Source organism: Mesorhizobium sp. M0830, from assembly GCF_040319965.1.
In the GTDB taxonomy this organism is placed as follows: Bacteria; Pseudomonadota; Alphaproteobacteria; order Rhizobiales; family Rhizobiaceae; genus Mesorhizobium.
Genome location: NZ_JAMYOR010000053.1, coordinates 19648 through 36107, shown reverse-complemented (window position 1 = coordinate 36107; position 16460 = coordinate 19648). Strand labels below are relative to the sequence as shown.

General features: G+C 60.2%; 17 protein-coding genes and 1 pseudogene. 8 read left to right on the top strand and 10 right to left on the bottom strand.

The genetic code is table 11. The features are described from left to right. Positions 1–32: 32 nt before the first annotated feature. From NKI20_RS25535 to NKI20_RS25525, 3 genes are all read right to left on the bottom strand, one after another. On the bottom strand, positions 33–1037 hold the full coding sequence (locus tag NKI20_RS25535; RefSeq protein WP_352835510.1) for a L,D-transpeptidase family protein: 1005 nt from the start codon (positions 1035–1037) through the stop codon (positions 33–35). A gap of 167 nt (positions 1038–1204) precedes the next feature. Next, complete coding sequence (locus tag NKI20_RS25530; protein WP_352835547.1) at positions 1205–2392, bottom strand: acetate/propionate family kinase; 1188 nt, start codon at positions 2390–2392, stop codon at positions 1205–1207. Further along, positions 2389–4800 carry a phosphoketolase family protein gene (locus NKI20_RS25525; protein WP_352835508.1) on the bottom strand — a complete coding sequence of 804 codons (2412 nt, stop codon included), beginning with the start codon at positions 4798–4800 and terminating at the stop codon, positions 2389–2391. The genes NKI20_RS25530 and NKI20_RS25525 overlap by 4 nt, the downstream gene beginning before the upstream one ends. A 315-nt stretch (positions 4801–5115) precedes the next feature. Here NKI20_RS25525 and NKI20_RS25520 point away from each other — a divergent pair, with 315 nt between their 5' ends. The 5 genes from NKI20_RS25520 to NKI20_RS25500 all read left to right on the top strand — a co-directional run bounded on the left by NKI20_RS25520 (position 5116) and on the right by NKI20_RS25500 (position 8458). Then, positions 5116–7107: a protein-L-isoaspartate(D-aspartate) O-methyltransferase gene (locus NKI20_RS25520; RefSeq protein WP_352835505.1), complete on the top strand. Its 1992-nt coding sequence runs from the start codon at positions 5116–5118 to the stop codon at positions 7105–7107. 80 nt (positions 7108–7187) lie between these two features. Continuing rightward, positions 7188–7394 carry a hypothetical protein gene (locus NKI20_RS25515; RefSeq protein ID WP_023757876.1) on the top strand — a complete coding sequence of 69 codons (207 nt, stop codon included), beginning with the start codon at positions 7188–7190 and terminating at the stop codon, positions 7392–7394. Positions 7395–7426: 32 nt separating this feature from the next. Then, complete coding sequence (locus tag NKI20_RS25510; RefSeq protein ID WP_352733452.1) at positions 7427–7669, top strand: hypothetical protein; 243 nt, start codon at positions 7427–7429, stop codon at positions 7667–7669. Between the two features lie 55 nt (positions 7670–7724). Beyond that, positions 7725–8192 (top strand): YbhB/YbcL family Raf kinase inhibitor-like protein, encoded by a 468-nt coding sequence (locus NKI20_RS25505; protein WP_023757878.1) that lies wholly within the window; start codon positions 7725–7727, stop codon positions 8190–8192. Between the two features lie 104 nt (positions 8193–8296). Further along, positions 8297–8458, top strand: a complete 162-nt coding sequence (locus tag NKI20_RS25500; protein WP_352835501.1) for a hypothetical protein — start codon at positions 8297–8299, stop codon at positions 8456–8458. A gap of 59 nt (positions 8459–8517) precedes the next feature. On the opposite strand, the gene NKI20_RS25495 is transcribed toward NKI20_RS25500, so the two are convergent. Further along, entirely contained in the window at positions 8518–8949 is a 432-nt protein-coding gene (locus tag NKI20_RS25495; protein WP_023757880.1) for a hypothetical protein, read from the bottom strand. A gap of 181 nt (positions 8950–9130) precedes the next feature. Here NKI20_RS25495 and NKI20_RS25490 point away from each other — a divergent pair. After that, positions 9131–10997 (top strand): annotated as a pseudogene (locus NKI20_RS25490) (multicopper oxidase domain-containing protein). A gap of 107 nt (positions 10998–11104) precedes the next feature. Here NKI20_RS25490 and NKI20_RS25485 read toward each other — a convergent pair. Together NKI20_RS25485 and NKI20_RS25480 are read right to left on the bottom strand one after the other, a co-directional pair. After that, complete coding sequence (locus tag NKI20_RS25485; protein ID WP_032907017.1) at positions 11105–11305, bottom strand: hypothetical protein; 201 nt, start codon at positions 11303–11305, stop codon at positions 11105–11107. A 170-nt stretch (positions 11306–11475) separates the two neighbouring features. After that, complete coding sequence (locus NKI20_RS25480; RefSeq protein WP_352608257.1) at positions 11476–11736, bottom strand: hypothetical protein; 261 nt, start codon at positions 11734–11736, stop codon at positions 11476–11478. Between the two features lie 215 nt (positions 11737–11951). Between NKI20_RS25480 and NKI20_RS25475 the strand changes: the two genes are divergently transcribed. Next, the gene (locus NKI20_RS25475) at positions 11952–12296 is read left to right on the top strand and encodes a hypothetical protein (protein WP_352835497.1); all 345 of its coding nucleotides are present in this window, start codon (positions 11952–11954) and stop codon (positions 12294–12296) included. 64 nt (positions 12297–12360) lie between these two features. Continuing rightward, positions 12361–13551: an NADH-quinone oxidoreductase subunit D gene (locus NKI20_RS25470; RefSeq protein ID WP_352835494.1), complete on the top strand. Its 1191-nt coding sequence runs from the start codon at positions 12361–12363 to the stop codon at positions 13549–13551. Between the two features lie 26 nt (positions 13552–13577). On the opposite strand, the gene NKI20_RS25465 is transcribed toward NKI20_RS25470, so the two are convergent. Genes NKI20_RS25465 through ehuC form a run of 4 tightly spaced genes read right to left on the bottom strand, consistent with a single transcriptional unit; the run spans position 13578 to position 16457 of the window. Continuing rightward, on the bottom strand, positions 13578–14300 hold the full coding sequence (locus NKI20_RS25465; protein WP_352835491.1) for a GntR family transcriptional regulator: 723 nt from the start codon (positions 14298–14300) through the stop codon (positions 13578–13580). Continuing rightward, positions 14297–15076, bottom strand: coding sequence for an ectoine/hydroxyectoine ABC transporter ATP-binding protein EhuA (gene ehuA, locus NKI20_RS25460; RefSeq protein WP_352486724.1), 780 nt, complete (start codon positions 15074–15076; stop codon positions 14297–14299). The genes NKI20_RS25465 and ehuA overlap by 4 nt, the downstream gene beginning before the upstream one ends. Continuing rightward, a complete protein-coding gene (ehuD, locus tag NKI20_RS25455; protein ID WP_352835488.1) occupies positions 15073–15732 on the bottom strand; it encodes an ectoine/hydroxyectoine ABC transporter permease subunit EhuD in 660 nt (219 codons plus the stop codon). The genes ehuA and ehuD overlap by 4 nt, the downstream gene beginning before the upstream one ends. Then, positions 15729–16457, bottom strand: coding sequence for an ectoine/hydroxyectoine ABC transporter permease subunit EhuC (gene ehuC, locus NKI20_RS25450; RefSeq protein ID WP_352733428.1), 729 nt, complete (start codon positions 16455–16457; stop codon positions 15729–15731). The genes ehuD and ehuC overlap by 4 nt, the downstream gene beginning before the upstream one ends. Positions 16458–16460: the final 3 nt, after the last annotated feature.

Sequence of the window (16460 nt, the reverse complement as noted above, 5' to 3'; positions counted from 1 at the left end):
CGCTTCCATGTCGGTGTCGCGGCTGGCGAACGCTACTGCGGCCGCGTATCGCCAGCGTCCGCCACCTCGTCCTTGAAGTTAACTTTCGTGCCCTTCTGCACCATGGCGGCGAGGTCTTCGGCATCCCAGTTGGTCAGCCGGATACAGCCATGCGAGAAGGTTGTGCCGATCTTGCCGGGTTCGGGCGTGCCGTGAATGCCGTAGCTTTCGATTGAGAGGTCGATCCAGACAGATCCCACGGGATTGTTGGGCCCCGCAGCGATGGTGAAGGGCCGCTTGCTCCTCACTCCCTTGAAGGCGAAGTCCGGATCGTAGTGATAGGTGGGGTTATGCACCACGCGTTTGACTTCCGCCGTACCGCTCGGCGCCGGCTTTTCGTCGCTGCCGATCGAGGCGGGATAGACTGCGAGCCGTTTGCCGGACGGATCGAGCACACGCACCAAGCGGGCGCCCTTGTCGACCTCGATAGCGGCAACGGCGTCAGGACGATCGCCCCGGCCAACATCCGGTACCGCCAACGTCGCGCCTGCTCTCTTGAAGCCGACACCCGGATTGAGCCCTCTGAGCAATTGTTCGCTGATATGGAAGCGCTCCGCCAGCTTCTCCACCGCGTTGCGATAGCCGAGCCGCCGCAAGTGGGCCATCTTCTCCATGCGAGCCGGAATGCGCTTGGTGAAGGGCCCGTGTATGTCCTTGGACGTTACCTCATAGGTTACCAGGACGGGACCGGCGGAATTCGCCACGAGCTTGTCCCAGGTCTCCTGAGTGAGCTTGCCGTCGGCCCGGAATCCGTTCGCCGTCTGAAAGGCGCTAATGGCCTTGGCGAAATTCTCTGATAGCCGGCCGTCGATCAGGCCCGGCGAGAAACGGGCGCGATCCAGGAGAATCTGCGCCTTCAGAACTGTCGGATCGATGCCCGTCGGCTCGCCGGCGGCGAACTGGGCCTGATTGACAGCGGATGGGTCCAGCTTGGCCGCCTCCGTCCCGCCGCATGTGAGGACGAGCGCCGCCGCAGCGACAAGAAGGAGCCTGATCATCGATGTCACTCCTGGACTGCAACAGAAACTCTGCTTCTATGACGCGGCACGCCCCATCTGGTTCCCTTTGCGGACAGACGCATGACGGCAGGGCTTGCTGCCAAAGGATCTCGTGGGAAAGCACGGCAAGGCTAGTCTCAAGGTGAGCAGAAACCAGCATGTTCGCCTTAAGTTGCGGACCCAACCTGCATTACCGCATGGCTATGGCGCGCGATGACACTTTCCTCGTCAGTCGCAAGCACACGCACTTCCACCTTGCTGTCCGGACGACTGACGATCTCGTCGTGGGCGTCATTGGCCGGCTCGTCGAGCGCCACGCCGAGCCAGGTCAATCTTTCGGATATCGCCTTGCGGATGGACGATGACCGTTCGCCGATGCCGGCGGTGAACACGAGGCATTCGAGACCACCCATCGTGCCTGCGAGCGCTGCTGCTTCCCTCGCGGCGCGAAAGGCGAAGAGCTCGATCGCCTCGCGGGCACGAGGGTCGCTGCTTGCCTCCAACGTGCGCATGTCGCCCGAAACGCCGGACACGCCGAGCAGTCCGGATTTCTCATAAAGCATTGTCTGCAGCTCGTCCGCTGCCATGCCCCTCTCCAGCAGGAAGTACAACAGCACGCCGGGATCGATGGCGCCGCAACGCGTACCCATGACAAGACCATCCAGTGCCGAAAAGCCCATCGTCGTATCGACGCTTTTGCCGTCGCGCAGAGCGCAAAGGCTTGCCCCATTGCCGAGATGAGCAACGATTGTCCGTTTTGCCGCGAGCGCGGGCGATATCTCGTTCAGCCGCCTAGCAATATATTCGTAGGAGAGACCATGAAATCCGTAGCGTCGCAGTCCCTCCCCTTCATATTTTTGCGGCAGGGCAAAGCGCCGCACGAGCGGATCGATCGTTTGATGGAACGCGGTATCGAAACATCCGACCTGTGGCAGGTCCGGTTGCAATGCAGCTATCGCGCGAACTGGCGCGAGACTGCGAGGCTGATGCAGAGGCGCGAGTGCGGTCAGCCTGTCCAGGGCCTCAATGGTACCGGGCGTCAGTCGGACAGGTTTGCTGAACTCGTTTCCCCCATGCACGATACGGTGGCCGGTGCAGATCAGTTTTCTTCCACCAAGTTCGCGCTGCACCAGGTTCAGTAGTTCGCCAATCCCCGCGCCATGAGGATCGTCCGCGTTAAACTGCCTATCACACTGCACTGTCCCATCGGCCGCCTTTGCAGTGAGCCTGGGCGTGTCGCCCAGATCCAGAGTGCCGCGCGAAACCAGCTGCTGGCCATCCGATGAGCCAAGATCGTATAGCGCGAACTTGACGCTGGACGAGCCGGCATTCAGCGCCAGGATCGACTGACTCATCGACCAGCCTTTGCCCCGTTGGCAGCCGGCCAACTCCATTTCCGGATCTCGGGCATGTCTTCGCCGTGCTCGCGGACATAGGCCTTGTGCTTGACCAGTCGATCGTGAAGTTCGCTAGCGAGGCTTTCGGCTCTTTCGGCCAGGCCCGGCACGCGTGCGATCGCGGCAAGTGCGAGATGGTAGCGATCGAGTTCGTTGAGCACCACCATGTCGAACGGCGTCGTCGTGGTGCCCTCCTCACGAAAGCCGTGCACATGCATGTTGTCATGATTGGCACGACGGTAGGTCAAGCGATGGATGAGATAGGGATAGCCGTGATAGGCGAAGATGACCGGCCTTGTCTTGGTGAACAGCGCATCGAAAGCCTGGTCGGTGAGGCCGTGAGGATGCTCGGTGTTCGACTGCAACGTCATCAGGTCGACAACGTTGACGACGCGGATTCTCAGATCGGGAATTGCAGAGCGAAGAATGTCCGTCGCGGCCAGCGTCTCCAGCGTCGGCACATCGCCGGCACAGGCGAGGACCACATCCGGTTCCTCGCCTTGTGAAATCGTGCCGGCCCATTCCCAGATGCCCGCGCCGGCCTTGCAGTGCGCTTCAGCGTCTTCGATAGACAGCCACTGCGGCGTCGGCTGCTTGCCGGCGGTGATGACGTTGATGCGGTTGTAGGTTCTCAGGCAATGGTCGGTGATCCACAGCAGTGTGTTGGCATCCGGCGGGAAATAGAGCCTGACCGTGTCGGCCTTCTTGTTGGCGACAAGGTCGGCGAAGCCCGGGTCCTGATGACTGAAACCATTGTGATCCTGGCGCCAGACATGAGAGGTCAGCAGGTAATTGAGCGAGGCGATCGGCTTGCGCCAGGCAAGCTCGCCAGAGGTCTTCAACCATTTTGCATGTTGGTTGACCATGGAGTCGACGATGTGAATGAACGCCTCGTAGCACGAGAACAAGCCGTGGCGGCCTGTAAGCAGATAACCTTCCAGCCAGCCCTGGCAGAGATGCTCGCTCAGCACTTCCATCACCCGGCCGTCGCGGGAAAGATGGACGTCGTAGGGTTCGATGCGCTCCATCCAGATCCGATCCGTGACCTCGAATACATCGTCAAGGCGATTGGAAGACGTCTCGTCCGGTCCCATAAGCCGGAAATTTCGCGCTTTGGCGTTAAGGCGAAAGACTTCGCGAAGATAGCCACCACAAATCCGTGTCGCCTCGGCAATGACGCCTCCGGGCCGAGGTACTTCGAGCGCCAGGCTCTTCCAGTCCGGCAGCGCCAGGTCGCGCTTCAACAACCCGCCATTCGCATACGGAGTTGCGCCCATGCGCTTTGTTCCTGTCGGGGCAAGGGTCGCGAGTTCCGGCAGCAGATGTCCATCCTCATCGAACAGTTTTTCCGGTTCGTAGCTTCGCATCCAGGTTTCGAGGATCTTGCGGTGCTCGTCATTGCCGCGGGCGTTCGATACCGGCACTTGATGCGAACGCCAGAAGCCCTCGACTTTTTCGCCATCGACCTCTTTCGGTCCAGTCCAGCCCTTGGGGCTGCGCAGGACGATCATCGGCCACTGCGGACGTTCGCCAGGCCGTCCCGGACCTCGTGCCTGTTCCTGAATGGAATGGATCCGATCGAGCACACTGTCGAGCGTCCTGGCCATCGCTTGGTGCATGGCGACCGGCTCATGGCCTTCGACAAAGAACGGTTCGTAGCCGTAGCCGGTGAACAGGTTGCGCAACTCCTGGTCATCCATGCGGCCGAGGATCGTCGGGTTGGCGATCTTGTAGCCATTGAGATGAAGGATTGGCAGCACTGCGCCATCCGAGGCTGGGTTCAGGAATTTGTTGGAATGCCACGCTGCCGCGAGCGGACCGGTTTCGGCCTCGCCGTCGCCAACCACGCAGGCAACCACCAGATCTGGATTGTCGAACGCCGCGCCGAAAGCATGGACCAGGGCATATCCAAGTTCGCCGCCCTCGTGAATGGAGCCGGGCGTTTCGGGCGCCACGTGACTTGGCACCCCGCCTGGAAAGGAAAATTGCCGGAACAGTTTTCTCAGGCCGTCTTCGCCTTGGCCGATAGCGGGGTAGATCTCGCTGTAGGTGCCCTCGAGCCAGGTGTTGGCGACCATTGCCGGACCGCCATGTCCTGGACCGCAGATAAACAGCACATCAAGATCACGCTCACGGATAATTCGGTTGAGATGCAAGTAGAGGAAATTGAGGCCCGGCGTTGTACCCCAATGGCCGAGCAGCCGCGGCTTGACATGCTCGGCTTTCAAGGGTTGGCGCAGCAGCGGATTGTCGAGCAGATAAATCTGGCCAACCGAGATGTAATTCGCGGCGCTCCAGTAGCGGTTCATGAGATCGATCCGTTCGAGGCTGATCGCCTGCGTCGTCGCGGCAGCCTTGTCGTTCATCGTCCAGTCTCCAGCATCGGTTTTCCAGCATCGTTTCGCTGGAGATAACTGGAGCGACTTCGCGCCCGAGCAAGCCCAAATTGGCGATGGCGTTCGAAGCAATATCCAGGCGACGCTTGGGCAAAGCAAGAAACCGTCGGCGTCTCCAGCCGGGTCAGTGGACTTGTCCTGCAACACAGAAGGAACTTTGAGGCCCTCCAACGGTTACAGGCATGAGTCGGGAGAGCCGCCGAAGGCAGAGGAAGTGGCCGACCCGCCAATGTCGAAGGATATCCTTGAACAATTGCGGACAAGCGGCCGCCAAGGGAGCTGAAAATGCTCGATCTTCCCAGTGCTCGCGACCGGATGGTCAATGTGCATATCGCCCGGCGTGGCATCCGCGATCGCGAGATCCTGCAGGCCATGCGGGAAGTTCCGCGCGAGGCTTTCGTTGATCCCGGCTTCGAAGAATTCGCTTATGAAGACGGACCACTGCCCATCGCTGACGGGCAGACCATTTCGCAACCCTATATCGTCGCGCTCATGACCGAGTTGGCGGACGTCAAGGCTGGCGACCACGTACTGGAGATTGGCACCGGCTCGGGCTATGCGGCGGCCGTGATGAGCCGGATCGTCGAACAGGTCTACACGATCGAGCGCCATCCCGGATTGGCTGAAACCGCGAGGCGTCGGTTTGAGAGACTTGGCTACGAGAACATCGAGGTCAGGACCGGCGACGGCACCAAGGGCTGGCCAGAAGCAGCGCCCTACGACGCCATCGTGGTGACGGCCAGCGGACCAGGCGCGCCGCTCGCCCTGCAGGAACAACTCGATGTCGGCGGCAGGCTTGTCATTCCGGTCGGTGACGATCTGGATTCGCAACGCCTGCTCAAGGTCACCCGAACGGGCGCTGCAAGCTACAGCGAGGAGGATTTTGGCGGCGTGCGGTTCGTCCCTCTCATCGGCGAGCAAGGCTGGCCCGAAGGTGGCGAGATCGCCGAGATCCGTCGTCCGCTCCGACATCCGCATCCCGCCAGTCTGCCCGATATGATCGCAATGGCCGCCGAACCGCTTCCGGATTTCGACGACCCCGCCTTCGGCGAAGTGTTCGATCGGTTCGCCGACCGGCGCGTCGTTCTGCTCGGCGAAGCAAGCCATGGCACGTCGGAGTTTTACAGGGCGCGCGCGGCGATCACCCGCCGGCTTGTCGACAAGCACGGTTTCACGATCGTTGCGGTCGAAGCTGATTGGCCCGATGCCGCGGCCATCGACCGCTATGTTCGTCATCGCGAGCCACGTGCCGGTGTCAGCGCGCCATTCCAGCGGTTCCCGACCTGGATGTGGCGCAACACCGACGTCGCGGCCTTCACCGGCTGGATGCGCGACCACAACGAGAAGCTCGAGCCATCCAGGCAAGCGGGATTCTACGGTCTCGACATCTACAACATGAGCGGGTCCATAGCTGCGGTTCTCGAATATCTCGACCGGGTTGATCCGCAGGCAGCAAAGATCGCGCGCGAGCGCTATGGCTGCCTGACCCCATGGCAAAATGAACCGTCCACCTACGGCCGTGCGGCGCTGACCTCGGGCTACCGGGCATGCGAGCAGGCGGTTCTCGAGCAATGTCGAGACCTGCTCGCCAGGCAACTGGACTATGCCCGACGGGACGGCAGCGACTTTCTCGATGCCGCTCAGAACGCCCGGTTGATTGCCTCCGCCGAACGATATTACCGGATCATGTACTATGGCGGCGCGGAATCCTGGAACCTGCGCGATACGCATATGTTCGAAACGCTGGAACACCTGCTGGACGCCAACGGACCGAATTCCAAGGCGGTTGTTTGGGCGCACAATTCGCATATCGGCGATGCTCGCTATACCGAAATGGGCGTTGTCCGGGACGAACTGAATATCGGCCAGCTTTGCCGGCAACGGTTCGGCGACAGGGCAGCCCTGATCGGTCTGGGCACGCATTCCGGCACCGTGGCCGCCGCTTCCGATTGGGACGGCGAGATGAAGGTGAAGCAGGTGCGGCCCTCACACGCAGACAGCTACGAGCGGCTTTGCCATGACTGCCGCATTCCGCATTTTCTGCTCGACCTGAAGCGCGACGAGGCGCTGCGCGAGCGGCTCCTGGAACGCAGGCTGGAGCGCTTCATCGGGGTGATCTATCGGCCGGAAACCGAACTGCGAAGCCACTATGCGGATGTTTCGCTGCCCCAGCAATTCGACGCCTTCGTGTGGTTCGACAAAACCACCGCGGTAACTCCACTTGGCCCGGAGCATGCAAGAGCTGGTGTTCCCGACACCTATCCGTTCGGACTTTAGCCGCCGGCGAACGGCGAATGGCCCGGAACATTTCGGCCGGCCTCGGGTTTTGAAACCGAACCCCTCGAAGGAGTTGTCTCATGAGCACGAGCAGACATCCAAAGTGGAAAAAGCCGAGCGATGCCGACCTGGTGAACAATCCGGGCATCGGAACCTCCAAGGGCACGATCAAGGAAGGCGATGACCTCGACCTTGAAGGCGAAAACACGATCGAAGGCGACGTCGAGAATGACACGACGGCCGCCGGCGGGATCAATCCAAGGCAGAAAATGCGGACGAACAAGTAGCGTGTCGAATTGCACGAGAAAGGAGGCTATCGATGGCCGGAAACAAAACCCACGAGCAAAGCCTTCGCGTAATCGAAAAGCGCGAGAATACGAAGAATGCCGGCAAGGACTTCGACGCGAAGACGGAGCTGAGAAAGTCCGACGCTGAGCGAGCAGCCTCGCGGCAGGACAACCTCAGGCCCAAACTGAGGGATATTGCCGACCCCGATGATCGGAACATCATCCGCGGAGAGAACCAGGAAAGCTCTCACAACAAGCATCGGGGAGGTCGTTGAGGTCGGCCCCATACACCGATATCCGCGCAGCAACTGTCTTCCGCAGGAGCAAGTCATGCCACTCACGCTCAGCAGTTCCGCCTTTGCCGAAGGCGCAAAAATCCCTGAAAGATACACGCGGGACGGCAAGAACGTGTCTCCGCCGCTGAAGTGGTCGGGGGTACCTGACGATACGAGGAGCCTTGTTCTCGTCGTCCAGGATCCGGATGCACCAAGCGGAACGTTCGGCCATTGGGCGGTGTTCAACATATCCCCCGATACCCGGGAACTTCCCGAGGCGGCAAGCGGCAAGCCGGGTCCGCAGGCCCTCAGGCAGGCGACGAACGATTTCGGCAACGCCTATTATGACGGCCCTGAACCGCCGGTCGGACACGGCGTCCATCATTATCATTTCCGGCTGGCCGCACTCGACACGCCAAACCTTGCTATTCCGGCAAGCGCCGGCGTCCAGCGTATCTGGCAGGAAGCACAAAAACATCTGATCGAGCAGGCAGAACTCGTCGGAACATACGAACGGATTTGATGGGTTGCTTGCAGCCGGCGGAAGGAACCCGGATCGCGTGGCTGATGTCGGCGTGAACGGAACAGTTCGTCTCCTTAACGGTTGTTCGGGAAAGGAGACGCGTCATGTTTGAAAGCGTCATGTGGTTGATTGTCGTGGCCGGCGGGCCACTGTTGCTGATCATACTGATGGCCTATGTCTTGGTGACACGCCGCCGCCCTGGTCCCGCCGAACGCAAAGAGCGTGACCGCGCAACCGACCGGCTGTATCGCCAGGACAGGCGATGATGGGAAGGTGGGCGGGCGGGAATCGCACGGCTACGGCACGCGACGATTCCCAACCCTGATCAGTGCATGATCCTTTGCCTCAACCAAGCGAGAAACCTGTTGCCGCCGATCGTTGCGCGGACCCGCGCTGCCGCCCACCGCGCCTTCATGGAAGCGCCTACGTGACAGTCGCAGACGATGTCATGCAGTTGCCAGTCATTCAGCTCGAAGAAGCGCTTGGCTTCGCCATAGGTGTCATTCCTTAGGCCCGACGCGCGCAGCACCGAGTCTTCGAACGCGACGGCAATTGCCGAACCCTCGCCACGCACCGTGGCACGTGCTTCCGGGTGCAGATGCTCGGTGCCGGAAAACGCTGCGAGGAGCCGCTCGGGATTCTGCTCGAGAAGTTCAGCCCAGCGCTCGATGCGCTGGTTTCGTGTCATTGCCGAATATGCAGCCGAGGACTCGATGGCGGCGACGGCATGCAGTTGGTCGAGTGTCTGATGTTTCATGGTCGGCTCCTGTTTCAAAGGGAGATGCACCCACGCCTTCAGAGGAATTATCGCGCAGCGATGCTGCGACAAGAGCAAAAGCCCGACAGAATTCGTCACCGCCAAGTTCAACCGGCTGGATCGTAAACGCGCCGGACGCGTTCATCGAAGAGATGGGGTTATCACTGCCCGCGGTTTGCCCATGCTCGTCCAGCCGATCGACTATTTTCTTGTTGCCTGGTTCATTCTTGCTGCTGCCTCGACGGTCTATGTCGGGATAGATCAGCACCGCAACAATCCCGAACCGGCGGTGATGAAATGGGGGTTCATCCTGGTCACCCTCTATATGGGCCCCGTCGGCCTGCTGCTCTATGTGTTGGCCGACAAGGAGCCGCGACCGGGCGAGCACGAGGACTTCACGAGGCCGCTGTGGAAGCAGGGCGTCGGCTCGACCATTCACTGCGTTGCCGGAGATGCTACAGGCATCATCCTCGCCGCCGTCGTCACGGCGACGCTCGGCCTTCCTATGTGGCTCGACCTCATTGTCGAATATGTTTCCGGCTTCGCCTTCGGTCTGTTCATCTTTCAGTCGCTGTTCATGAAGTCGATGATGGGCGGCAGCTATTGGGAAAACGTGCGCAAAAGCTTCCTGCCCGAATTCATTTCGATGAACTTCATGATGGCGGGTATGGCGCCTGTCATGAGCTTCCTGATGATGGGGCGCGACATGCGCGCGATGGAGCCGACGGAACTGCTGTTCTGGGGCGTGATGTCGATCGGCGTCATCGCCGGCTTCACACTCGCCTACCCTGCCAATGTCTGGCTGGTGGCGCGAGGACTGAAGCATGGATTGATGACGCAGCGCCGGCAGATCACCGGAACGAGCAGTCGAGAGAAATCTGCTCACCAACCGCACGGAACAGGCCACAACGAGACCTCCCACAGCGGCAAAAGCAGTGGCCACCAGATGAAGACGGACGCCACGACGCCGCAGGTTTCGGCACTCGGCATTGTATCCGTAATTGCGCTGGCGATCGGCATGGCCGCACCGGCTAACTGGCTGAACCTGACGCTGTCGGCCCGTGATGTCGGCGGGGTAATCATGCCGCGAGGCATGATCATGGGCCGCGATACCCCGGCCGAGGCGATGCGTGACATGGCGGCAGCCGATCCGCGTCGGGTGACAGCATCCTACGATCTGTCCGCCAAGGGCGGCCAGGAATTGCCGTTTCGCCTGGAGAACGGCGTCAAGGTGTTCGAACTCAGGCCGTCAGTGATCCGTTGGCAGATACTGCCCAACGTCGCGGTCGATGCCTACGCCTATAACGGACAGATTCCCGGGCCGCGCATCCACATTCGCCAAGGTGACAGGGTCCGCATCAATGTCACCAACGACCTGCCTGAGGAAACGACGGTGCATTGGCACGGCATGATCCTGCCGAACCAGATGGACGGACCCGCCGAGATTACCCAAGCGCCGATTGAGCCCGGGCAAACCTACTCCTATGAATTCACCGCCACACAGCACGGGACCTATTTCTATCATCCGCACGCCAAGCCCGACCGCACCCAGGCACTCGGGCTCTACGGAGCGCTGATCATCGACCCCGCCAATCCCGCCGACGAGATCCAGGTCGACCACGATTACGTTATCGAGCTCCAGGAATGGCTGGTGCGCGACGGCCTGACCTACCCGGCGATGCCGATGGAAGGCGGCATGCCGAACTTCTTCACCATCAACGGCAAAGCGTATCCTTCAACCGATACGATCCATATGAAGGTCGGCGAAACGCTGAAGGTGCGTTTCATCGGCACCAACAATGGCTTTATCCATCCGATGCATATCCATGGCGGACCGTTCGAGCTCGCCGCCCGTGACGGCGAGACACTTGCCCCTTCGGCACGCTTCCTGGCCGACACGATCAATGTTGGGCCGGGGCAGCGCTATGACGTCGTCTGGAAAGCACAGCGGCCCGGCAAATGGCTGCCACATTCCGCATCACACGACGAACAACAATATCGAGGAAAAGGGCGGCGGCGGACTGATGGTCATCATCAATGTCAGCTAACCGGCACCGAGGCCATGGCCGAACAGGTGCGCTCGGCCGACAGAGGAGCGATCCCATACAGACATTGCAACCTCCCGCAGCCGTCCGGACGTTGCAATTGTCGCGTCCTACTTCTTGATAATATTTCCGTCGCGCAAGTCGAATGCTTCGGTGCCGCGAGCCTGGCGATAGAAATCGTCCTGCAATTCACCCCATTCGCCGAGGAAGGCGCCGCAATTGCTGCAATAGATTGGCGTCGACTCCTTGGCGTTGTCGGGAATGTCCATCTGGATCGTCCCGCAAGCCTTGCAATCAAGTTTGTCGTCCAATCGGCGTCCCATTTCGCAATGATTGCGCATTTTCACTCAGGAGCCAATTGTCGGTTTCGTACGAAGTGGCGCAGACCGCCCTGTGAGTTCATCAATAGCTGGCGCAGACTTGCTCCCACAGAGAGAAGGAAGTCGTAGAGAATTCAGCTATGGGCGTGAAATTGTCGGCCCTATTCGCGGGAATCAAAAAGGACGGCCAACCCCAACTTCCGCGTCAGGTCGACGATCTCCTCCATCAATTCGTTATCCGTATCCCGCATGTAAGGCGCGTCCCTGCGAATTGCCTCGATCATCGCTTTGACCGAGACGATATCGCCGTATCGCGCGCTTCCAAGCTCCAACGCCAGAAATTCCCTCGCGGTACCGACGGGCCTTATTGCTCCCCTAGCGATACTCATGCGGCTCCTCCCCATGGCCACGTTAGCTTTCATTTTGAGCCTGTCCGAGATGGAGATCAATTGATGGTATGATTCGTACAAAACCCGCTGAGCCGATATGCGACAACAATTGAAATTGGCCCAATGCGGCCGACCCACGGAACCATCATTCGGCATAAAGGTTGTGTCTCCAATCGTCCTGCGGAGAATGCAAGGGAACGACCATGCGAATGTTGACGATAGTTGCCGCGCTTTCGGGCGCGGTCATCATGCAGCCTCTCTATGGGCAAACCATCGACCCGCCGGGTCCACAGATGACACCGATGGAACCCCAGCCCGAGCCGATACCGCCCCGGCAAGGGGCTCCTGGTGAGAATTTCACCGATGTCGCCATCGTCGCCGTCGAGGACCTACCTGCAGAAATCAAGGCACAGGCGGAAGCCGTGATTACCCAGACCAGTGCGCAAGATCTGCTGCGTCTGCAGAACTCCATCGATGCATCGCCTCGGGCAACATTGGCGCTGAGGGCCAACGGGCTCAACTCTTCACAAGTCGTGGCCGCCAACATCGATGGTGATGGCACTTTGACGCTGATCATCCAAACGACAACTTGATCGGCCGTCCGAACATACGGCTACGCCGTGAAGCAACGAAACGCAGATGTCGCGGAGAGCCGCCATGGCCGAAGCCGCTGTTCGCAACTTCACCATCAATTTCGGACCGCAGCATCCGTCGGCCCACGGGGTCCTGCGGTTGGTGCTGGAACTGGATGGTGAGATTGTCGACCGAGCCGATCCGCATATCGGCCTGCTCCATCGCGGCACGGAAAAGCTCATAGAGTACAAGAACTATCTGCAGGCCCTGCCCTATTTCGACCGGCTAGACTATGTCGCACCGATGAATCAGGAGCATGCCTTCTGCCTCGCCGCCGAGAAATTGCTCGAAATATCAGTGCCAAGGCGCGGGCAACTTATCCGTGTCCTCTTTTGCGAAATCGGCCGGCTTCTGTCGCATCTCCTCAATGTCACGACCCAGGCCATGGACATCGGCGCACTGACCCCGCCGCTTTGGGGTTTCGCAGAGCGTGAGAAGTTGATGGTCTTCTACGAGCGCGCCTCGGGCGCCCGTATGCATGCGAATTATTTCAGGATCGGCGGCGTGCACCAGGATCTGCCTTCCGAGCTTCTCGACGACATCTGGGATTTCTGCGACCCCTTCCTCAAGGTCTGCGACAATCTCGACGACCTGCTCACCAACAGCCGCATTTTCAAGCAACGCAATTGCGATGTCGGCGCGATTGGGCTCGATGACGCCTGGGCATGGGGCTTTTCCGGCGTGATGGTGCGCGGATCGGGAGCGGCATGGGACCTGCGCAAGGCACAGCCATACGAATGTTATCCCGAGATGGATTTCGACATACCGATCGGAAAAAATGGAGACTGTTATGATCGGTACCTGGTTCGGATGGAGGAAATGCGCCAGTCGGTCCGGATCATGAAGCAATGCCTGGAAAAGTTGCGCTCGCCGCAAGGCCAGGGGCCGGTAGCGATTCCCAACCACAAGATCACGCCGCCGCCACGTGCCAAGATGAAACGTTCGATGGAAGCAACCATCCAGCATTTCAAACTTTACACGGAAGGGCATCGTGTGCCCGCCGGCGAGGTTTATGCGGCGGTCGAGGCTCCGAAGGGCGAATTCGGCGTCTATCTGGTTTCGAACGGAAGCAACGTTCCCTATCGATGCAAGATACGCGCGCCTTCCTTCGCCCATCTGCAGGCGATGGATTTCCTGTCCCGAGGGCACATGATCGCCGATGTCGCCGCAATCATCGGCTCACTTGATATCGTGTTCGGCGAGATCGACCGCTGACCGGTGCGCAGATCACATGCCGCAGATCACACGCCATTGTCGAAATCGGTGGCCTCATCGGCGTGACGCATCATGCGGCGAAAGCTCATCGAGATGTGGGCGCGCCTGATGTGGCCGATCGATTCCCAGTCTCCGATCTCCGCAGCGGCAAGGACTTCCTCCATCTCCCGGCGGAAGGCGGTGAATTCTTCGACAAGGCCCAATTGCGGCATCATCTTCAGGACGACCCGCGCGACTTGAAAATACAGGCGCTCGCTGATCTCGCGCAGCGGCTGGTTGCCGGTCATCGCGGTGAGTTCGTAGAAGAAATCCATGTTAAGGCGCAAGAAAGCGCGCTGATCGGGGTTGAGGATATCGGAGTCACAGCGTGCGATAAGCGCCCTTATCCGATCGAGATCATCCGGCTTGCGCGGGATCGGCGACAGCTTGCCGACCAGAAGCGCCAGCTCCAGCCTCAGATGATAGACCTGCTGGAGTTCCTCGATATCGACGTCCGTGACGATCGTGCCGACGCCATGGACGGATTGAACAAGACCTTCGGATTCGAGGCGCGCCAGCACGCGCCGAACCGGCGTCCGGCTGATCTCGAATTCCTGGGCGAGTTCTTCCTCGGAGAGATGGCTTCCCGGAGCATAGTCCAGCAGGCAGATGCGGTCGCGCAAGATCCGGTAGATGCGCTCGAACCGCTCCCGGGCCGAGAGCGGGCGCGGGGTCACGGCTGTGGGCGCGGCATCCGTTTCAAGCGTCATCCAGCCTCCAGGACAGCATGCAGAAACTGCCGTGTCCGCTCGTTTTTGGGCGCCCCGAACAGTTCGTTTGGCGGCCCCTGCTCACAAATCTTGCCTTGGTAGAAGAAGCAAACGCGATCGGAAAACTCCTTGGCGAAGCCCATCTGATGGGTCACCATCAGCATGGTCAGATCATGCTCGCGCCCGATCTGCCTTATCACCTGCAGCACTTCGCCGACAAGCTCCGGGTCGAGCGCCGACGTCACCTCGTCGAACAGCATGATCTTGGGTCGCATGGCCAGTGCCCTGGCGATAGCGACGCGTTGCTGCTGGCCACCGGACAGCTGCGACGGGTAATGATCCTTCTTCTGAGCCAGCCCCACCAGTTCCAGCAATTCGGCTGCTCGCGCCTCTGCATCCGCGCGTTTCATGCCAAGCACCGTCATCGGCGCCTCGATGCAGTTCGCCATCGCCGTCATGTGCGGGAACAGGTTGAAGGATTGGAACACCATGCCGATCTTCGCCCTGATGCGGCGAATATGCGCAAGGTCGGCGGGAACGAGCATGCCGTTCTTCTTCATGTGGGTCAGCGGCTCGCCTTCGACCCAGATGACGCCGTCGTTGATCGTTTCCAGCGTCATCAGCATTCGCAGCACCGTCGTCTTGCCGGAGCCGGAAGGGCCAATGATGGAAACCTTTTCACCGCGCGCGATTTCAAGATTGAGCCCGTCGAGGACGGTCAGTGAGCCATAGCGTTTCGACACATTGTCAAAACGGACCATCGGTTGTTCCGTCATCGCGTGGCCCTCTGGTTGAGCATGCGTTCGAGAGTCCGGATCAGCGCGGCTGAAACCAGGCTCATGGCAAGGAAGAACAGGCCGACCAGCGTGATCGGCTCGGTGTAGCGAAATGTTTCCGAGCCGATGATCTTGGCCGTCTGCATCAGCTCCATCACGGCGATCGCGGAAAGCAAGGGCGTCTCCTTGAACAAGGCGACGAGATAGTTGCCCAGTGCTGGAACGATCGGTGGAATCGCCTGCGGGATGATGATGTCGCGAAACGTCGTCCAGGCCGACAGATTGAGCGCGATCGAGGCTTCCCACTGACCGCGATGGATGTTGTCGAAACCGGCGCGATAGACCTCGGAACAATAGGCGGCGTAGTGGATGCCGATGGCAAGCACGCCGGCGGTGAATGCGTCGAGCACGAGGCCGAATTTCGGGAATACGAAGTAGATAAAAAATATCTGGATGAGCAGTGGGGTCGAGCGGATCAGTTCAACCAGAACCGAGATCGTCCAGCCGGTCCGCGGTATGGCGATGCGCACGACCGCCAGCACCAGGCCCAGTGTGGCGGCAAGCACGAAGCCGATCAGCGTCGCTTCGACCGAGACGATCGCCGCGTGCGCAAGCACCGGCAGGATTTCGAGGGTGAAATTCCAGTCCCAGATCATGCTGCCTTCCCCCGCGCCAGACCAGCCGACGCCCGCCTTTCGAGCAGCCGCATGCCGATGGTGAGGACCAGCGACATAACGAGATACATCAGCAGGACGAGAGTGAAGATCGGAATGGTCTTGAACGTATTCTGGTTCATCTGCTGCGCCTTGAAGGCAAGGTCGGAGAGCGTGATCAGCGAGACCAGCGAGGTCGATTTGAGAAGCTCGATGAATAGATTGCCCCAGGGAGGTATCATTGCCACAAAGGCCTGCGGCAGGATCACGCGCCGCAGCATCTGGGCACGGCTCATATTCAACGCCGTGCATCCCTCCCACTGGCCGCGAGCGACAGACAGGATCGCGCCGCGTACGACCTCCGATCCGTAGGCGCCGACGTTCAGCCCGAGCGCCAGGACGGCGACCGGGAATGGGTCGAGCGAAACGCCGAATTGCGGCAGCACGAAAAACAGCCAGAACAGTTGCACCAGCGCCGAGGTGCCGCGGAATATCTCGACATAGACCGTTGCCAGCCATCTGAGCGGCGCCGGACCATAGAGCCGGGCGAGCGCGGCAAGCACGCCCATGATGATCGCGAGCAGGCTGCCAAGGATGGCGATCTCGATCGTCAAGACCGCGCCCTGCAGCAAACCGGGTAGAAACAGGCTGTAGGCCTGCTGTGTCGCCAGGATGCCGATGACCGCGAGTGCAATCGCCAGCATCGCTACAAGCGTGCCAATTCCCATCTG